Origin of the sequence: Kitasatospora sp. NPDC052868 (genome assembly GCF_044547105.1) — a bacterium.
Taxonomy (GTDB): Bacteria; Actinomycetota; Actinomycetes; order Streptomycetales; family Streptomycetaceae; genus Kitasatospora.
Genome location: NZ_JBITZW010000031.1, coordinates 1 through 14,813, shown reverse-complemented (window position 1 = coordinate 14,813; position 14,813 = coordinate 1). Strand labels below are relative to the sequence as shown.

The following is a 14,813-nucleotide window of genomic DNA, read 5'->3' as shown; positions in this document are numbered from 1 at the left end:
AGCCGTCGGCGCTTTCACGCTCAGCCATCGATCAGCGACCGCCACTCGGCGACCTTGGAGGCGTCCACCGGGGACTGCCACCCGTCGACGCGCACCGCGCCGCCGACGTGGAAGGCGTCGAACCCGGCCGCCCGCAGAGCCGGCAGGTGCTCGGCCCGTAGGCCGCCGCCGATCAGGATCCGCTGCCCGTACCCGGGCTCGCCGGCCCGGGCCAGCTCGGCCAGCAGCACCTCGCGGCCCGCGTCCACGCCGCCGGCCGCGCCCGAGGTGAGGAAGGTGTCCAGCCCGGGCAGCGTCCCCACGGCGGTGCGCACGGCGGCGCGGTCCGCACTGTGGTCGACCGCCCGGTGGAAGGTCCAACGGCACCCCGCCACCGCCTCGGCGACGGCCTCGGTGGCGGCCAGGTCGACCGCGCCCTCGGCGTCCAGGAAGCCGAAGACGAACTCGTCGGCGCCCTCCGCCCGCAGCGCGGCGGCGCGGGCCCGCAGCTCGTCCAGGTCGCCCGGCGCGAAGCCGTCCCGGACGCGCAGCATGACCCGCAGCGGGATCTCCACGGCGGCGCGGATCTTGGCGAAGTCCTCGACCGACGGGGTGAGCCCGTCGGCGGCCATGTCGGTAACCAGTTCGAGCCGGTCGGCGCCGCCCGACTCGGCGGCCTGGGCGTCCTGGGGCGTCAGCGCGATGACTTCGAAAATTGGTCTAGACATATCAGATAGCCTGCCACATCCGACAGTCCCCGGCGAGCCCCCGCACCCGGCCGGTCAGGCCACCGAGCGGGTACCGCGCACACCCCGGCCCGCGACCAGGGCCACCGCCATCATCGCCACCGCCACCGCGCCGAGCAACGGCAACAGGTACCACATACCACCGACCTCCTCCCAGAGGCTGAACAGGCTGAAACCGAGGGTCAGCGGCAGCACCGCCAGGCCGATCGCGGCCGGCACCAGCCAGCCGCGCACCACGGCGAGCAGCAGCACCGCCGGCAGGAGCAGCAGCACGGACGACCACGGCCCGTTCATCAGGAAGTGCGTGTCGTAGCCGCCCTGGGCGGCCACCACCAGCCCGCCGCCGACCGCCGACGCCAGCACCAGGACGCGGGTGCGCAGCCCCGGCTCGCTCAGCAGCTCGCGCGGCGCGGCGATCACCAGCAGACCGGACAGCAGCAGCGGCAGCTGCGAGGCGCCCGTGTAGGACACCCACCACCAGCTGAACTGCTCCGGCCGGAAGGCGTCGGCCATCCCGAGCAGCCCGACCGCCATCACCGCGACCGAGAGGACCCGTGCGGCGGTCCACCGCCCCAGCAGCGCGGCGACGGCCAGCAGCATGGTCGCCACCGGCTGGGCGAAGATCGTCAGGTGCAGCAGGCTGGACGAGGAGCCCTCCAGCCGCCGGGCGATGCCCTCCGAGTCGGTGACCCAGGGGAACAGCCCGAGCCCGGCCAGCGCACCGGCGATCAGCGGTGCGGCCAGCGCCAGCACCCGCCCGCGGGTGGAGAAGGCGGTCACCCCGGTACGCACCCGCAGGCCGTACGCGGCGAGGTCGAGCATCTCCCGGAGGATCGCCGGCCGGCCGGCCTCGGCCGTGGTGTCGAAGAAGACGGCGGCCAGCTCGTCGCCGCGCTCGCGGCGGTAGCGGGCCGGGTAGACCTGGAGCACGGCCCGCAGGACGGCCGCGGGTATCGAGACGGTGGGTGTGGAGATGGTGGGTGTCGTCATGCCAAGGCCCCCCTGACCCTCGGGCGGATAACGGCGAGGCGGCGCTCCGCCTCGGTGGCGACCGCCCGCAGGCGCTCGGCCTCGGTGGCCAGCGCGGCCCGGCCGGCGACCGTCAGGGCGTAGGAGCGCCGGGCCCGGCCGTCCACCACCTCTTCGGCCGCGACCTCGATCAGGCCCTGCTGGAGCAGCCGGTCGAGCGCGCCGTAGAGCGTGCCGGTCCGCATGGTGACCCGGCCGTCGGAGATCGCGGCGACCTCCTGGATCAGCGCATAGCCGTGTCTGGGTGCGTCCGCCAGTGCGGTGAGCAGAAGCAGCGTGGGCTCCTGCATGGAGCGTTCTGTCATACGACTACATATATCGTCAACCTACCTATAGGTCCAGCGGAACCCCCCGATCGCCCCCGGAAACCGCCAGAATGTGGCCATGCCGAACACGCCCGACGCACCCGCCGAGACGTCTGCCGACGCCACCGCCGACCTGCTCGCCGCCTGGACGGCCCTGCTGCTGCGCTGCGGCGCGGGCGGCGACCCCGAGCCGGCCGGGCGCGAACTGCTGCGCCGCTGGGCCGAGCCGCAGCGCCGCTACCACACCCTCGGGCACCTGCGGGCGGTGCTCGCCCACGTGGACGCGCTGGCCGAACACGCCGACGACCCGGACACCGTCCGGCTGGCCGCCTGGTTCCACGACGCGGTCTACCGGCCCGACCGCTCGGAGAACGAGGAACGCAGCGCCGCCCTGGCGGTCCGGGCGCTCACCGAGGCCGGCCTGCCCGCCGCCCGGGTGGCCGGGGTCGAGCGGCTGGTCCGGCTCACCGTCACCCACCACCCCGAGCCGGGCGACCGGGACGGCGAGGTGCTCTGCGACGCGGATCTGGCGGTCCTCGGCGGCCTCCCGCAGGAGTACGCGGCCTATGCGGCCGCCGTCCGCGAGGAGTACGCGTTCGTCCCCGAGCCCGACTTCCGGGCCGGGCGCGCCGCGATCCTGCGCCAGCTGCTCGCGCTCCCCGCGCTGTACCGCACCCCCGCCGCCCGCGACCGCTTCGACGCCCCCGCCCGAGCCAACCTGGCGGCCGAGCTCGGCCGGCTCGAAGCCTAGCCGCCCGCGGCGTCAGGGCCTGCCCTTCGGATCACGCCGGCGGGATCACGGGATCAGGAGAGTCCGCCGACGGGCGCCACCACCGCGCCCTCCTTGCCGCACACCCAGTGCGGCTCCGGCCCCAGCTCGGGCTCGACGCTCAGCGCGTGCGGGTCCCCGTCGGCGGCGCACCCGGCGCACAGCGGCCAGCGGCCGTACGCCTCCAGCAGCGCGTCCTGGACGTCCTGGGCGACCAGCCCGAGGACGTACTCGGTGCCGTCCGGCCACTGCTCCAGCCACCAGCGCCGGTGCGTCACGGCGTTCTCCACCAGCGACACCACGGCGGCGTCCGCCACGTCCCGGGCGGTCAGGTCGGCGAGGATCAGCGCCCGCGCGTTGTGCAGGGCGGTCTCGATGTCGTCAGCGGTGGCAGCCATCCGTCCATTGTCCCAAAGCCCGGCCCGAACCCCGCCCGGGCGCCGGACTCCCGACGGTCCCGCGAAACGCCGCACGGGCGGCCCCCCGAAGGGAACCGCCCGTGCTGCGAAGACCAGCCGATCCGCGAGGGGATCAGAAGTCCATGTCACCGCCCGGCATGCCGCCGCCGGCGGCCGCAGCGGCCTTCTCCGGCTTGTCGGCGATGACGGCCTCGGTGGTGAGGAAGAGCGCCGCGATGGAGGCGGCGTTCTGCAGCGCGGAGCGCGTGACCTTGGCCGGGTCGATGATGCCCGCGGCGACCAGGTCGACGTACTCGTTGGTGGCGGCGTTCAGGCCGTGACCGGCGGGGAGGTTGCGCACCTTCTCCACCACGACGCCACCCTCCAGGCCGGCGTTGGTCGCGATCTGCTTGATCGGGGCCTCCAGCGCGACCTTGACGATGTTGGCACCGGTGGCCTCGTCGCCCTCCAGCTCCAGCTTGTCGAAGGCGACGGACGCCTGCAGCAGCGCGACGCCACCACCGGCGACGATGCCCTCCTCGACGGCGGCCTTCGCGTTGCGGACGGCGTCCTCGATGCGGTGCTTGCGCTCCTTGAGCTCCACCTCGGTGGCCGCGCCGGCCTTGATGACGGCCACGCCGCCGGCCAGCTTGGCGAGGCGCTCCTGGAGCTTCTCGCGGTCGTAGTCCGAGTCGCTGTTCTCGATCTCGGCACGGATCTGGTTCACGCGGCCGGCGACCTGGTCGCTGTCGCCGCCACCGTCGACGATGGTGGTCTCGTCCTTGGTGATGACCACCTTGCGGGCGGTGCCCAGCAGGTCGACGCCGGCGTTCTCCAGCTTGAGGCCGACCTCCTCGGAGATCACGGTGCCACCGGTGAGGATGGCGATGTCGCCGAGCATGGCCTTGCGGCGGTCGCCGAAGCCCGGGGCCTTGACGGCGACGGACTTGAAGGTGCCGCGGATCTTGTTCACGACCAGGGTCGACAGGGCCTCGCCCTCGACGTCCTCGGCGATGATGACGAGCGGCTTGCCGCTCTGCATGACCTTCTCCAGCAGCGGGAGCAGGTCCTTGACCGAGCCGATCTTGGAGTTGGCGATGAGGATGTACGGGTCCTCGAACGTCGCCTCCATCCGCTCCAGGTCGGTGGCGAAGTAGGCGGAGATGTAGCCCTTGTCGAAGCGCATGCCCTCGGTGAGCTCAAGCTCCAGACCGAAGGTGTTGCTCTCCTCGACGGTGATGACGCCTTCCTTGCCGACCTTGTCCATCGCCTCGGCGATGAGCTCGCCGATCTGGGTGTCGGCGGCCGAGATGGAGGCGGTGGAGGCGATCTGCTCCTTGGTCTCCACGTCCTTGGCCTGGGCCAGCAGCTGGTCCGAGACGGCGGCGACGGCCTTCTCGATACCGCGCTTCAGGGCCATCGGGTTGGCGCCGGCGGCGACGTTGCGCAGACCCTCGCGAACGAGCGCCTGGGCCAGCACGGTGGCGGTGGTGGTGCCGTCACCCGCGACGTCGTCGGTCTTCTTGGCGACCTCCTTGACGAGCTCGGCACCGATCTTCTCGTACGGGTCCTCGAGCTCGATCTCCTTGGCGATGGAGACACCGTCGTTGGTGATCGTGGGGGCGCCCCACTTCTTCTCCAGCACGACGTTGCGACCCTTGGGGCCGAGCGTGACCTTCACTGCGTCGGCGAGCTGGTTCATGCCACGCTCAAGGCCGCGGCGAGCTTCCTCATCAAAGGCGATGATCTTGGCCATCAGAAGTGGTCCTCCGGGACACGGTCGACTGCTCGGACCAAGGGGTGCCCGCGACGGACGGCCCTGGTGTGCGGGGGTCCTTTCCCCTACCGCTCCCGGGGGCCTCACCGACCCGGTCCGCTGTCACTCTCACGCTGTGAGTGCTAACGCCAATGATTAGCACTCCGGGTAGGCGAGTGCAAGCCCAATCGCCAACCCGCGAGCCGCACCGGCCGCCCCGGAGCGCCGGATCCGGACATGGCTGCGGGCCCGTACGACGTGTCGTACGGGCCCGCAGCGAAGCAAGAGGTGCACCAGCCGATGGGCCGAGCCGAACTCCTGGGACCGGAAAGGTCAGACCGCCGCGCGGACCATGTCCGCCTGCGGGCCCTTCTGCCCCTGAGAGATCTCGAACTCGACCCGCTGGCCCTCCTCAAGGGTGCGGTAGCCGTCCATCTGGATCGCGCTGTAGTGGACGAAGACGTCCGCACCACCGTCGACCGCGATGAAGCCGTAGCCCTTCTCCGCGTTGAACCACTTGACGGTGCCCTGAGCCATTCCGAACTCCCCTAGTGCTGTGCTGGCCCTTCACGCGCCCGCAGGTCTGCGGGCCCGGGTCTGGTTGAGGCCGGCCCGGGGAACCCCCCCTGGGCGCAGCCGTGCACGCCGCAATCCCCCGCCGAGCCCATCGGAGGCATCCGATGAACGGGCGATTGCGTCGACCGCGGCTGAATGTATCCGGATCGACGCCCTCTGCAACAGAGCCCGCCGCTGGGAATTCGCTAGGGGTGTCAGGGGACAGGCCGGGTGAAAGCGGGAGAAATTCCCGCATTCCACGCCGGACATAGCGGACGAATTGCCCAAATCCCCTGAAGAATTCTGACATCGGCCTGACATGTTTCAACGTCACGGCCCCGGCGCCGGTCTCAGCGGCCGGACGGATACCGGCGGTACGGGCGCGGACGGATTCGACCGCCGGTGAAAGGGGGAGGGGGAGCCCTGTTCCCGGCTGAGCCACACTCTACTCCGACTTGACCGGGAAATATTCCGGCCGGAATGCGACCAGCCGCCCGCGCGTACGGGAAGCGGAATTCCGTACGCGCGAACGGCTGGTCGAAGAAGCGGGCGGCCGGAGAACCGGGCGCCGACCGGGGAAGGGGCGGCTCAGCAGCCGCCGGCCACCGCGGGGATGATCGAGATGCCGGCGCCGTCCTTGATCTCGGTGGCCAGGCCCTCCGCGAAGCGCACGTCGTCGTCGTTGACGTAGACGTTGACGAAACGGCGCAGCTTTCCGGCGTCGTCCAGGATGCGGGCGGAGATGCCCGCGTGGTTGTTCTCCAGGTCGGCGATGACCTCACCCAGGGTGGTGCCCTCGGCGGTCACCTCGGCGACGCCGCCGGTGTAGGTGCGCAGGATGGTCGGGATGCGGACGGTGGCGCTCATGGGGGCTTCTCCTTGCTGCGGGTGGGTCAGGCGGACGCGAGGCCGGCGTCGCGGAACGACGCCAGCGTCGGGCGGATCACGGCGGTCATGCCGGCGTCGGAGACGGCGTCCAGGGTCTTCAGGCCGTCGCCGGTGTTGATCGCGACGGTCTCCTTGGCCGGGTCCAGCTGTCCGGTCTCGACCAGCTTCTTCAGCACGCCGACGGTCACCCCGCCCGCGGTCTCGGCGAAGACGCCCTCGGTGCGGGCCAGCAGCTTGATCGCGGCCACCACCTCGGCGTCGGTGACGTCCTCGACGGCGCCGCCGGTGCGGCGGGCGATGTCCAGCACGTACGGGCCGTCGGCCGGGTTGCCGATCGCCAGCGACTTGGCGATGGTGTCCGGCTTGACCGGGCGGATCACGTCGTGGCCGGCCTTGAAGGCCGCCGACACCGGCGAGCAGCCCTCCGCCTGGGCGCCGAAGATCCGGTACGGCCGGTCCTCGACCAGGCCCAGCCTGATCAGCTCCTGCAGGCCCTTGTCGATCTTCGTCAGCTGCGAGCCCGAGGCGATCGGGATGACGATCTGCTCCGGCAGCCGCCAGCCGAGCTGCTCGCAGATCTCGTACGCCAGCGTCTTGGAGCCCTCGCCGTAGTACGGGCGCAGGTTGACGTTGACGAAGCCCCAGCCCTCACCGGCCGGGTCGCCGATCAGCTCCGAGCAGAAGCGGTTCACGTCGTCGTAGTTGCCCTCGATGCCGACCAGCTCGCCGCCGTAGACACCGGCCATCACGACCTTGCCCTGCTCCAGGTCGTGCGGGATGAACACGCAGGACTTGAAACCGGCCCGGGCCGCCGCCGCGCCCACCGCACCGGCCAGGTTGCCGGTCGACGAGCAGGACAGGGTGGTGAAGCCGAAGGCCCGCGCGGCCTCGATGGCGCAGGCCACCACGCGGTCCTTGAACGAGTGCGTCGGGTTGCCCGAGTCGTCCTTGATGTGCAGCTGGGCGGTGAATCCGAGCTCGCGGCCCAGGTTGTCCGCCTTCACCAGCGGGGTCCACCCCGGGTTCAGGTTCGGCTTGCCGGCGACGTCGGCCGGCACCGGCAGCAGCGGGGCGTAGCGCCAGATCGACGCCGGTCCGGCCTCGATCCGCTTGCGCAGCTCCTCGGCGCCCTCGCTGCCGAAGTCGTAGGCGATCTCCAGCGGCCCGAAACACTCGACACAGGCGAAGCTCGGACCGAGCGGGAACCGGGTGCCGCACTCCCGACAGGACAGGGCGGCGGCGGGGCCGAGGTCAACGGATGCGGGTGCGGGTGCAACGGTGTCGATAGCCATGATGGCGGAGGCCTCTCTCCTCATCTTCCCCGTGACGCGGGCGCGCCACAGGCCGGAATTGGCACCTGTCCCGCCGGGGCCTGTCGAACAGCCGCGCGAGAAGGTTGCCGGGACGTCAACGGGCCGTTCCCTCAGTCCCTCTGGATGAGCTCTATGAAGTTGTTGGTCGTGCCAGCGGTGACCCCGGCGTGCGAAGGTCCGACCGCTGTACGAAGACTGTATCCGAAGGCGTCAAGCCTGAACGGGACCGTCCGCCACGCGAGATGACCTGTCCCACCCGCCCAGCCGAGGAGTGCGCCCGTGCCCGCCGAACCGATCCCCGCGCTGCTACCGGAGGCCGCGTCCTGGCTGCGCCGCCGCTCCTGGAGCGCGGCCGACCGCCCGGTGCGCACCCTGCTCGAGGCCAAGCGGGTGGCGGGCCGGGCCGGCACCGTCAGCGTGGTGCTGCCGGCCCTGGACGAGGCGGCCACCGTCGGCGACATCGTCCGGACCATCCGCCGCGAGCTGATGGAGCGCCTGCCACTGGTCGACGAACTCGTCGTCGTCGACTCCGGCTCGGTGGACGGCACCGCCGCGGCGGCCGCCGCGGCCGGCGCCCGGGTGGTCCACCGCGACGACATCCTGCCCCGGCTGCCCGCCGCCCCCGGCAAGGGCGAGGTGCTCTGGCGCTCGCTGCTGGCCACCAGCGGCGAGATCGTCTGCTTCGTCGACGCCGACCTGCGCGAGTTCGACCCCGCCTTCGTCTCCGGCATCGTCGGCCCGCTGCTCACCGAACCCGGGATCCAGCTGGTCAAGGCCATGTACGACCGCCCGCTGGAGACCGACGGCGCGATCGTGCCGGCCGGCGGCGGCCGGGTCACCGAGCTCGTCGCCCGCCCGCTGCTCAACCTGCACTGGCCGGAACTCGCCGGTTTCGTCCAGCCGCTCGGCGGCGAGTACGCGGCCCGCCGTTCGCTGCTCGAACGGCTGCCCTTCCCCACCGGCTACGGCGTCGAGCTGGGCCTGCTGGTCGACGCCCTGGAGACGGCCGGCCTCGACGCCCTCGCCCAGGTGGACGTCGGCGTGCGCCACCACCGCCACCAGGACGGCCAGGCGCTCGGCCGGATGGCCGCCACCATCTACCGCACCGCCCTCGAACGGCTCGACCGGGCCCACCGGCTCAAGGCCTCCGCCGACCTGCTGCACCCGTGGCTGACCCAGTTCACCCGTGACCCGGACACCCGCGCGTTCACCGCACACACGCACCCGGTCACCGCCGTCGAGCGCCCCCCGATGCACACCGTCCCCGAGTACGTGAACCGCCACCTCCCCCGCTGAGGGGTTTGCGGGCCCGGAGCCACGGCAACGTACCAACCATGGGCGATCTCACGACCGAACGTTCGAGTCCGACCGGCACCGCCCCCGTCCTGGTGGCATCCAACCGGGGGCCGGTGTCGTTCAGCGCCGCGGAGGACGGCACCCTGACCCTCCGGCGGGGCGGCGGCGGCCTGGTCTCCGGGCTCTCCGCCATCGACGACCCCAACGCCGTCTGGGTCTGCGCCGCACTGGGCGAGGCGGACCGCCAGGCGGCCCGGCAGGCCCCCGACGGACGCCTCGACCTGGCCGGCCACGACGTCGGCGGCCAGGCCGTCCGGATGCTGGACATCGACCCGGAGACCTTCGCCCGCGCCTACAACGGCGTCGCCAACTCCACCCTCTGGTTCGTCCACCACCTGCTCTACGCCACCCCGACCGCCCCCGCCTTCGACGCCGGCTTCCGCACCGAGTGGCAGGCCTACCAGGCGTACAACACCGCCTTCGCCGAGGCGCTGGCCGCCGAGGCCGCCCCGGGCGCGGCCGTCCTCGTCCAGGACTACCACCTCTCGCTCGTGCCCGGACTGCTCCGCGCACTCCGCCCCGACCTGCGGATCGGCCACTTCTCGCACACCCCGTGGGCCCCGCCCGAGTACTTCCGGCTGCTGCCCGACGACGTCGCCGAGGCCGTCCTGACCGGCATCCTCGGCTCCGACCGGGCCGGCTTCCTGACCCGCCGCTGGGCGCTGGCCTTCGCCGAGTGCTGCGCGGACCAACTCGGCGCCACCGTCGACCGCGAAGCCCTCACCGTCACCCTCCCGCCGACCGGGGGCGCCGCCACCGGCCGCACCACCCGCCTCGGCGTGCACGCCCTCGGCGCCGACGCCGACTTCCTGCGCGAGCGGTCCCACCGCCCGGACGTCGACGAGCGCCTGGCCACCCTGCGCGAGGCCGTGGGCGGGCGCCGCACGATCGTCCGGGTCGACCGCACCGAGCTGAGCAAGAACATCGTCCGCGGGTTCCAGGCCTACCGGCACCTGCTGCGCACCCGGCCCGACTGGCGGGACGAGGTCGTCCACATCGCCTTCGCCTACCCCTCCCGCACCGACCTCGCCGAGTACCGGGCGTACACCGCCGAGGTCCGGCGCCTCGCCGAGGAGATCAACGCGGAGTTCGCCACGCCCACCTGGCAGCCGCTGATCGTGCACCTCGACGACGACTTCCCGCGGTCGCTGGCCGCCTACCGGATGGCCGACGTGGCCCTGGTCAACCCGATCCGGGACGGCATGAACCTGGTCGCCAAGGAGGTCCCGGTGGTTTCCGACCAGGGCTGCGCCCTGGTCCTGTCACGCGAGGCCGGCGCCCACGCGGAGCTCGCCGACGACGCGATCAGCGTCAACCCGTACGACGTCATCGCCACCGCCGAGGCCCTGCACACCGCGCTCGCCATGCCCGCCGACGAACGCGCCGAGCGGACCAAGCGGCTGGCCGCCGCAGCGACCGCGCTGCCGCCCCAGCAGTGGTTCCTGGACCAGCTCAACGCCCTCGGCCTCAACGCCCCCGGCTGAGCTCCTCCCCCAGGGCCGTCAGCAGCCCCACCACGCCGGCCGGGCCCGCGACCACCAGGTCCGCCCGGTCGGCGAGTTCCCGCACGGGCGCGTCGCCGTCCACCGTCCCGCTGCACACCAGCAGCCCGGCCAGGCCCTCCCCGCGCAGCTTCTCCACCGCCGCGAAGGCGGGCACGTCCCCCAGGTCGTCCCCGGCGTACAGCACCGCCCGGGCCTCCCGCTCCCGCAGGAAGCCGGTCAGTGCGGCGCCCTTGTCCACCCCCGGCGGCCGCAGCTCCAGCACCAGCCGGCCCGGCTCCACCACCAGCCCGTGCTCGGCGGCCAGCGCCTCGACCGGCGCACGCAGCAGCTCGAACGCCTCCTGCGGTGCCTCCGTCCGCCGGGTGTGCACTGCGAGCGAGCGCCCCTTGTCCTCCACCCACGTCCCGTCCGGCGCCCCGACCCCGGTCAGTACGGCCGGCAGGACCTCCCGGACCGCCGCCACCCCCGGGTGCACCGGCGGGGCCGTGACCTCCCCGGCCTCCCAGCGCTCGGCGCCGTAGTGCCCGAGCACCACCACGCCCCCGACCGCGCCGAGGTCGCCGTACTCCACGGCCAGCGCCGCCGGCCGCCCGGTCACCACGACGATCGACCCGATGTGCGGGGCGAGGCCGCGCAGCGCCGGCGCCACCCCCGGATGCGCCCGCGCCCGGCTCGGGTCGGCCACGATCGGGGCCAGCGTCCCGTCGAAGTCCAGCGCGATCACCGCGTCCCGGGGCGAGGCGAGTACCGCCTGCAGCCCCGCACGCCCGGCATCCGTCCTCGGCAGCGACACGTCCTCAAGGCCCATGCCCGGACCCTACCCACGTCCCCCGGCGGCTAGCCGCCGATTCCGCCTGACCGCCACGTCCGCCACGTCCGCCAGGCCTAGCGGGCCGCCCGCCGGGCCTCCCGCACCCGCCGCAGCCGGTTCACCAGCACCGGTGCGTGCGCCAGCGCCTCCGGCCGGTCCAGCAGCGCGTTCAGCAGCTGGTAGTACCGCGTACCGGAGAGCCCCAGCTCCTCCCGGATCGCCCGCTCCTTCGCCCCCGCGGTACGCCACTGGCGCCCCTCCAGCTCCAGCACCGCCAGATCCCGCTCGCTCAGCTCACCCATGCCCGACCCGCCTCCGTCCACTACGGAGTGTCATTCTCACCCCCGGCTCGGACACACTCTGCGCCCTCCGCACCACCGGCCGCCGGGCTAGCGTCGACGGTATGACCGACAGCTTCGCCGTGCACATCCCCACCGCCGACCTCGAACCCGACCCGCTCGACCCGGCCCAGATCGTCTCCGGCACCCCCGAGGTCTCCGGCCGGGTGCTCTGGGAGTCCCCCGACGGCCGCCAGCTGCGCGGCATCTGGCAGATCACCCCGGGCGTGGTCACCGACGTCGAGGCCGACGAGCTGTTCGTGGTGCTCAGCGGCCGGGCCACCATCGAGGTCGACGGCGGCCCGACCCTGGAGGTCGGCCCCGGTGACTGCGCCGTCCTGCGGGCCGGCGACCACACCACCTGGACCGTCCACGAGACCCTCCGCAAGGCCTACGCAATCACGCTCGCCTGAGACCCCCCGAGACCGTCGGCACAGCCGACACCGCCCTCCCCCACGGCCCCGGGTTCACTTGCGGACCCGGGCCGTCTCCTTCACCGCGGCCTCCTGCAGCCCCTCCAGCACCTGCTTGGCGTCGCCCGTGACGGCCCCGCCGATCCCCGCCTTGATCCGGTTGCTGACGTCCGCCCACGCCGGGTCCCCGAACGGGTAGAAGCTCGCGTTGGTGAGCCCCGCGGCGAACTGCTTCAGATCCTCGTGCCGGCCGTCCGAGCTCATCGCGGTGAAGGCGTCCTGGGTGACCGGCAGCAGGTTGTAGGCCTCGTCGAACTTCAGCTGGTTGTCCTTGGTGTAGACGAAGGACAGGAACTTCTTGATCTCGTTCTTGTGCCCGTTGGCCTTGAACGCCATCATCCAGTCGGCCACCCCGAGGCTCCCGGCCTTGGCCAGCCCGTCCTTGCGCGGGATCGGCGCCGTCCCGTAGTCGATCTTCCCCGCGGAGGCCATCCGCAGCAGCGTCGGGTGCCCGTTGAGCATCGCCACCTTGCCCGCCGCGAAGTCGGTGAACACCGGAGTGCGGTTCATCTTGCCCGGGTCGGGATAGGTCAGCCTGGTGTCGACCAGGTTGGTGCGCAGCCACCCGAAGGTGGCCTGGTTCTGCGGGCTGTCGATGGTGTAGTTGCCGACGTCGTCGGAGAGGCTGCCGCCCCCGCTCAGGGTCCACAGCATCGACTCGGCCGGCGCCTCCTCCGGGCCCAGCGGCAGGCCGTACGGGGTGACCCCGGGGACCTTCGCCTTGATCTTCTCGGCGGCCTGCCTGAGCTCGTTCCAGGTGGTCGGCGGCTGGGTGATGCCGGCCTTCTGGAAGATCGCCTTGTTGTAGAAGAGCACCCGCGAGGAGGAGACGAACGGGATGCCGAACTGCGTGCCGAGCACCTGTCCGGCGTGCGAGAACGACTCCATGATGTTGGCCTGGGTCTCCAGCGAGAGCACGTCCGCGGCGGGGTAGAGGCGCTCCGCGGCGGCCTGGTCGGCGAACCCGCCGGTCTGCAGCAGGTCGGGCGACTTCCCGCTGCCGACCAGGTCGTCGACCCGCTTGCCGATGTCGGTCCAGCTCGCCACCTCGACGTCGACCTTGATCTTCGGGTTGGCGGCCTCGAAGCGCCGGGCGACGTCGTCCCAGTACAGCTTGGAGCTGGTCTCCGGGCTCTCGCCGTAGTCGGCCGCCACCAGCCTGAGGGTGACCGTGCCGTCGTCCTGGCCGCCGCAGCCGGTGAGCAGCAGCGCTCCGGCCAGCGCGGTGCCGAGCAGCCGGGTGGGGGCCTGGGCACGCGTGTTCAACGCGGGTACCGCCTTCGGGGGGAGAGGAGGGAAACGCAGCCGGCGGGGGAATCCGGCAGGGGGGAGGCGGCAACACTCCCAAACGCATTGCACAGTGGTCCATACCTGTGGGCGGTACGCGCCGGGTAGTTATCGAAGTGCGGGGGTCATTGCACGATGCGCAATGGCCGCGAGCCGCACGCAGCCTCGCAAAGTGCCGCACACCACATGGTTCTGCGACAAAGCTCACCTACTTTGGACCAGACCAATCCGACAACTGGACTAGACCTCTCCGACCCGACCAAGGGAAACTGTCCTCCGTGAAGCACGTCATCGCACTCGATGTAGGCGGCACCGGCATGAAGGCCGCGCTGCTCGCCCAGGACGGCTCCGTGCTGTTCGAAGCACGCCGACCGACCGGGCGGGAGCACGGCACGGATGCCGTCGTCGCCGCCATCCTCGACTTCGCCGCCGATCTGGCGGACGAGGGCCTCAGCCGTTTCGGCGCCGCCCCGCTGGCGGCGGGCGTCGCCGTCCCGGGGACGATCGACGAGAGGAACGGCATCGCGGTCTTCTCCGCCAACCTCGGCTGGCGGGACCTCCCGCTGCGCAGGCTGCTGGGCGAGCGCCTGGCCGGGCCGGGCGGTGCCCCGATCCCGGTCGCGCTCGGCCACGACGTGCGCTCGGGCGGTCTCGCCGAGGGCCGCCTCGGCGCGGGCCGGGGAGTCGAGCGCTTCCTGTTCATCGCGCTGGGCACCGGCATCGCCGGCGCCATCGGCATCGGTGGCCGGATCGAGGCCGGGGCCCACGGCTACGGCGGCGAGATCGGCCACGTGGTGGTCCGCCCCGGCGGACCGCAGTGCGGCTGCGGCGCCCGGGGCTGTCTGGAGACCCTGGCCTCCGCATCCGCCGTCTCCCGGGCCTGGGCCGCGGCCAGCGGGGACCCCGACGCCGACGCGGCAACCTGCGCCGTCGCGGTGGACGCCGGGGATCCCCGCGCGGTCGCGGTCTGGCAGCACGCGGTGGACGCCCTCGCCGACGGGATCGTGCTGGCCCAGAGCCTGCTCGACCCGTCCACGGTGATCGTCGGCGGCGGGCTGGCCGAGGCCGGCGACACCCTCTTCACGCCCCTGCGGGCGGCGGTCTCCGAGCGGCTGACCTTCCAGATGCCCCCCGAAGTCGTCCCCGCCATGCTCAAAGACACCGCCGCGTCCCTGGGCGCGGGCCTGCTCGCCTGGGATCTGCTCTCCATGGAGGTGACCGCGTGACCGCGGACCGAACTGCACTGGCCGGCGCCCGCCTGGTCCTGCCCGGCGGTACCGTCGAGGGCGGCCGGATCACCGTCGA

General features: G+C 72.5%; 16 protein-coding genes and 1 riboswitch. Of the genes, 5 read left to right on the top strand and 11 right to left on the bottom strand.

What is annotated here, in order from left to right:
* Nucleotides 1–20: 20 nt before the first annotated feature.
* The 3 genes from ACIGZJ_RS32915 to ACIGZJ_RS32905 are packed head-to-tail and all read right to left on the bottom strand — an operon-like array spanning nucleotide 21 to nucleotide 2,059.
* The gene (locus tag ACIGZJ_RS32915) at nucleotides 21–707 is read right to left on the bottom strand and encodes a copper homeostasis protein CutC (RefSeq protein ID WP_396460709.1); all 687 of its coding nucleotides are present in this window, start codon (nucleotides 705–707) and stop codon (nucleotides 21–23) included.
* Between the two features lie 54 nt (nucleotides 708–761).
* Nucleotides 762–1,715, bottom strand: coding sequence for a hypothetical protein (locus ACIGZJ_RS32910; RefSeq protein WP_396460708.1), 954 nt, complete (start codon nucleotides 1,713–1,715; stop codon nucleotides 762–764).
* Nucleotides 1,712–2,059 carry a PadR family transcriptional regulator gene (locus ACIGZJ_RS32905; RefSeq protein ID WP_392940659.1) on the bottom strand — a complete coding sequence of 116 codons (348 nt, stop codon included), beginning with the start codon at nucleotides 2,057–2,059 and terminating at the stop codon, nucleotides 1,712–1,714. The genes ACIGZJ_RS32910 and ACIGZJ_RS32905 overlap by 4 nt, the downstream gene beginning before the upstream one ends.
* A gap of 79 nt (nucleotides 2,060–2,138) precedes the next feature.
* On the opposite strand from ACIGZJ_RS32905, the gene ACIGZJ_RS32900 reads away from it, so the two are divergent.
* Nucleotides 2,139–2,810 carry a hypothetical protein gene (locus tag ACIGZJ_RS32900; RefSeq protein ID WP_396460707.1) on the top strand — a complete coding sequence of 224 codons (672 nt, stop codon included), beginning with the start codon at nucleotides 2,139–2,141 and terminating at the stop codon, nucleotides 2,808–2,810.
* 53 nt (nucleotides 2,811–2,863) lie between these two features.
* Here ACIGZJ_RS32900 and ACIGZJ_RS32895 read toward each other — a convergent pair whose 3' ends face one another.
* The 5 genes from ACIGZJ_RS32895 to thrC form a co-directional block, all read right to left on the bottom strand.
* The gene (locus ACIGZJ_RS32895; RefSeq protein WP_396460706.1) at nucleotides 2,864–3,226 is read right to left on the bottom strand and encodes a hypothetical protein; all 363 of its coding nucleotides are present in this window, start codon (nucleotides 3,224–3,226) and stop codon (nucleotides 2,864–2,866) included.
* A gap of 133 nt (nucleotides 3,227–3,359) precedes the next feature.
* Nucleotides 3,360–4,982, bottom strand: coding sequence for a chaperonin GroEL (gene groL / locus ACIGZJ_RS32890; protein WP_392940653.1), 1,623 nt, complete (start codon nucleotides 4,980–4,982; stop codon nucleotides 3,360–3,362).
* Nucleotides 4,983–5,315: 333 nt separating this feature from the next.
* Nucleotides 5,316–5,519, bottom strand: a complete 204-nt coding sequence (locus ACIGZJ_RS32885) for a cold-shock protein (RefSeq protein WP_030289665.1) — start codon at nucleotides 5,517–5,519, stop codon at nucleotides 5,316–5,318.
* 606 nt (nucleotides 5,520–6,125) lie between these two features.
* Nucleotides 6,126–6,404: a MoaD/ThiS family protein gene (locus tag ACIGZJ_RS32880; RefSeq protein WP_396460705.1), complete on the bottom strand. Its 279-nt coding sequence runs from the start codon at nucleotides 6,402–6,404 to the stop codon at nucleotides 6,126–6,128.
* Nucleotides 6,405–6,430: 26 nt separating this feature from the next.
* A complete protein-coding gene (thrC, locus tag ACIGZJ_RS32875) occupies nucleotides 6,431–7,717 on the bottom strand; it encodes a threonine synthase (protein ID WP_396460704.1) in 1,287 nt (428 codons plus the stop codon).
* Nucleotides 7,718–7,734: 17 nt separating this feature from the next.
* Nucleotides 7,735–7,868: riboswitch (SAM riboswitch) on the bottom strand.
* A 173-nt stretch (nucleotides 7,869–8,041) separates the two neighbouring features.
* Here thrC and ACIGZJ_RS32870 point away from each other — a divergent pair.
* Both ACIGZJ_RS32870 and ACIGZJ_RS32865 read left to right on the top strand, forming a co-directional pair.
* Nucleotides 8,042–9,034 carry a glucosyl-3-phosphoglycerate synthase gene (locus tag ACIGZJ_RS32870; RefSeq protein WP_396460765.1) on the top strand — a complete coding sequence of 331 codons (993 nt, stop codon included), beginning with the start codon at nucleotides 8,042–8,044 and terminating at the stop codon, nucleotides 9,032–9,034.
* A gap of 38 nt (nucleotides 9,035–9,072) precedes the next feature.
* The gene (locus ACIGZJ_RS32865; protein WP_396460703.1) at nucleotides 9,073–10,578 is read left to right on the top strand and encodes a trehalose-6-phosphate synthase; all 1,506 of its coding nucleotides are present in this window, start codon (nucleotides 9,073–9,075) and stop codon (nucleotides 10,576–10,578) included.
* Here ACIGZJ_RS32865 and otsB read toward each other — a convergent pair.
* Together otsB and ACIGZJ_RS32855 are read right to left on the bottom strand one after the other, a co-directional pair.
* Nucleotides 10,562–11,407, bottom strand: a complete 846-nt coding sequence (otsB, locus tag ACIGZJ_RS32860) for a trehalose-phosphatase (protein WP_396460702.1) — start codon at nucleotides 11,405–11,407, stop codon at nucleotides 10,562–10,564. The two genes, ACIGZJ_RS32865 and otsB, sit on opposite strands and share 17 nt — an antisense overlap.
* A gap of 77 nt (nucleotides 11,408–11,484) precedes the next feature.
* Entirely contained in the window at nucleotides 11,485–11,712 is a 228-nt protein-coding gene (locus ACIGZJ_RS32855; RefSeq protein WP_387942368.1) for a DUF3263 domain-containing protein, read from the bottom strand.
* Nucleotides 11,713–11,813: 101 nt separating this feature from the next.
* On the opposite strand from ACIGZJ_RS32855, the gene ACIGZJ_RS32850 reads away from it, so the two are divergent.
* The gene (locus tag ACIGZJ_RS32850; protein ID WP_387942370.1) at nucleotides 11,814–12,161 is read left to right on the top strand and encodes a cupin domain-containing protein; all 348 of its coding nucleotides are present in this window, start codon (nucleotides 11,814–11,816) and stop codon (nucleotides 12,159–12,161) included.
* A 54-nt stretch (nucleotides 12,162–12,215) separates the two neighbouring features.
* On the opposite strand, the gene ACIGZJ_RS32845 is transcribed toward ACIGZJ_RS32850, so the two are convergent.
* Nucleotides 12,216–13,487, bottom strand: a complete 1,272-nt coding sequence (locus ACIGZJ_RS32845; RefSeq protein ID WP_396460701.1) for an extracellular solute-binding protein — start codon at nucleotides 13,485–13,487, stop codon at nucleotides 12,216–12,218.
* Nucleotides 13,488–13,786: 299 nt separating this feature from the next.
* On the opposite strand from ACIGZJ_RS32845, the gene ACIGZJ_RS32840 reads away from it, so the two are divergent.
* Nucleotides 13,787–14,734: an ROK family protein gene (locus ACIGZJ_RS32840; RefSeq protein WP_392940640.1), complete on the top strand. Its 948-nt coding sequence runs from the start codon at nucleotides 13,787–13,789 to the stop codon at nucleotides 14,732–14,734.
* The last annotated feature ends 79 nt before the right edge of the window (nucleotides 14,735–14,813 follow it).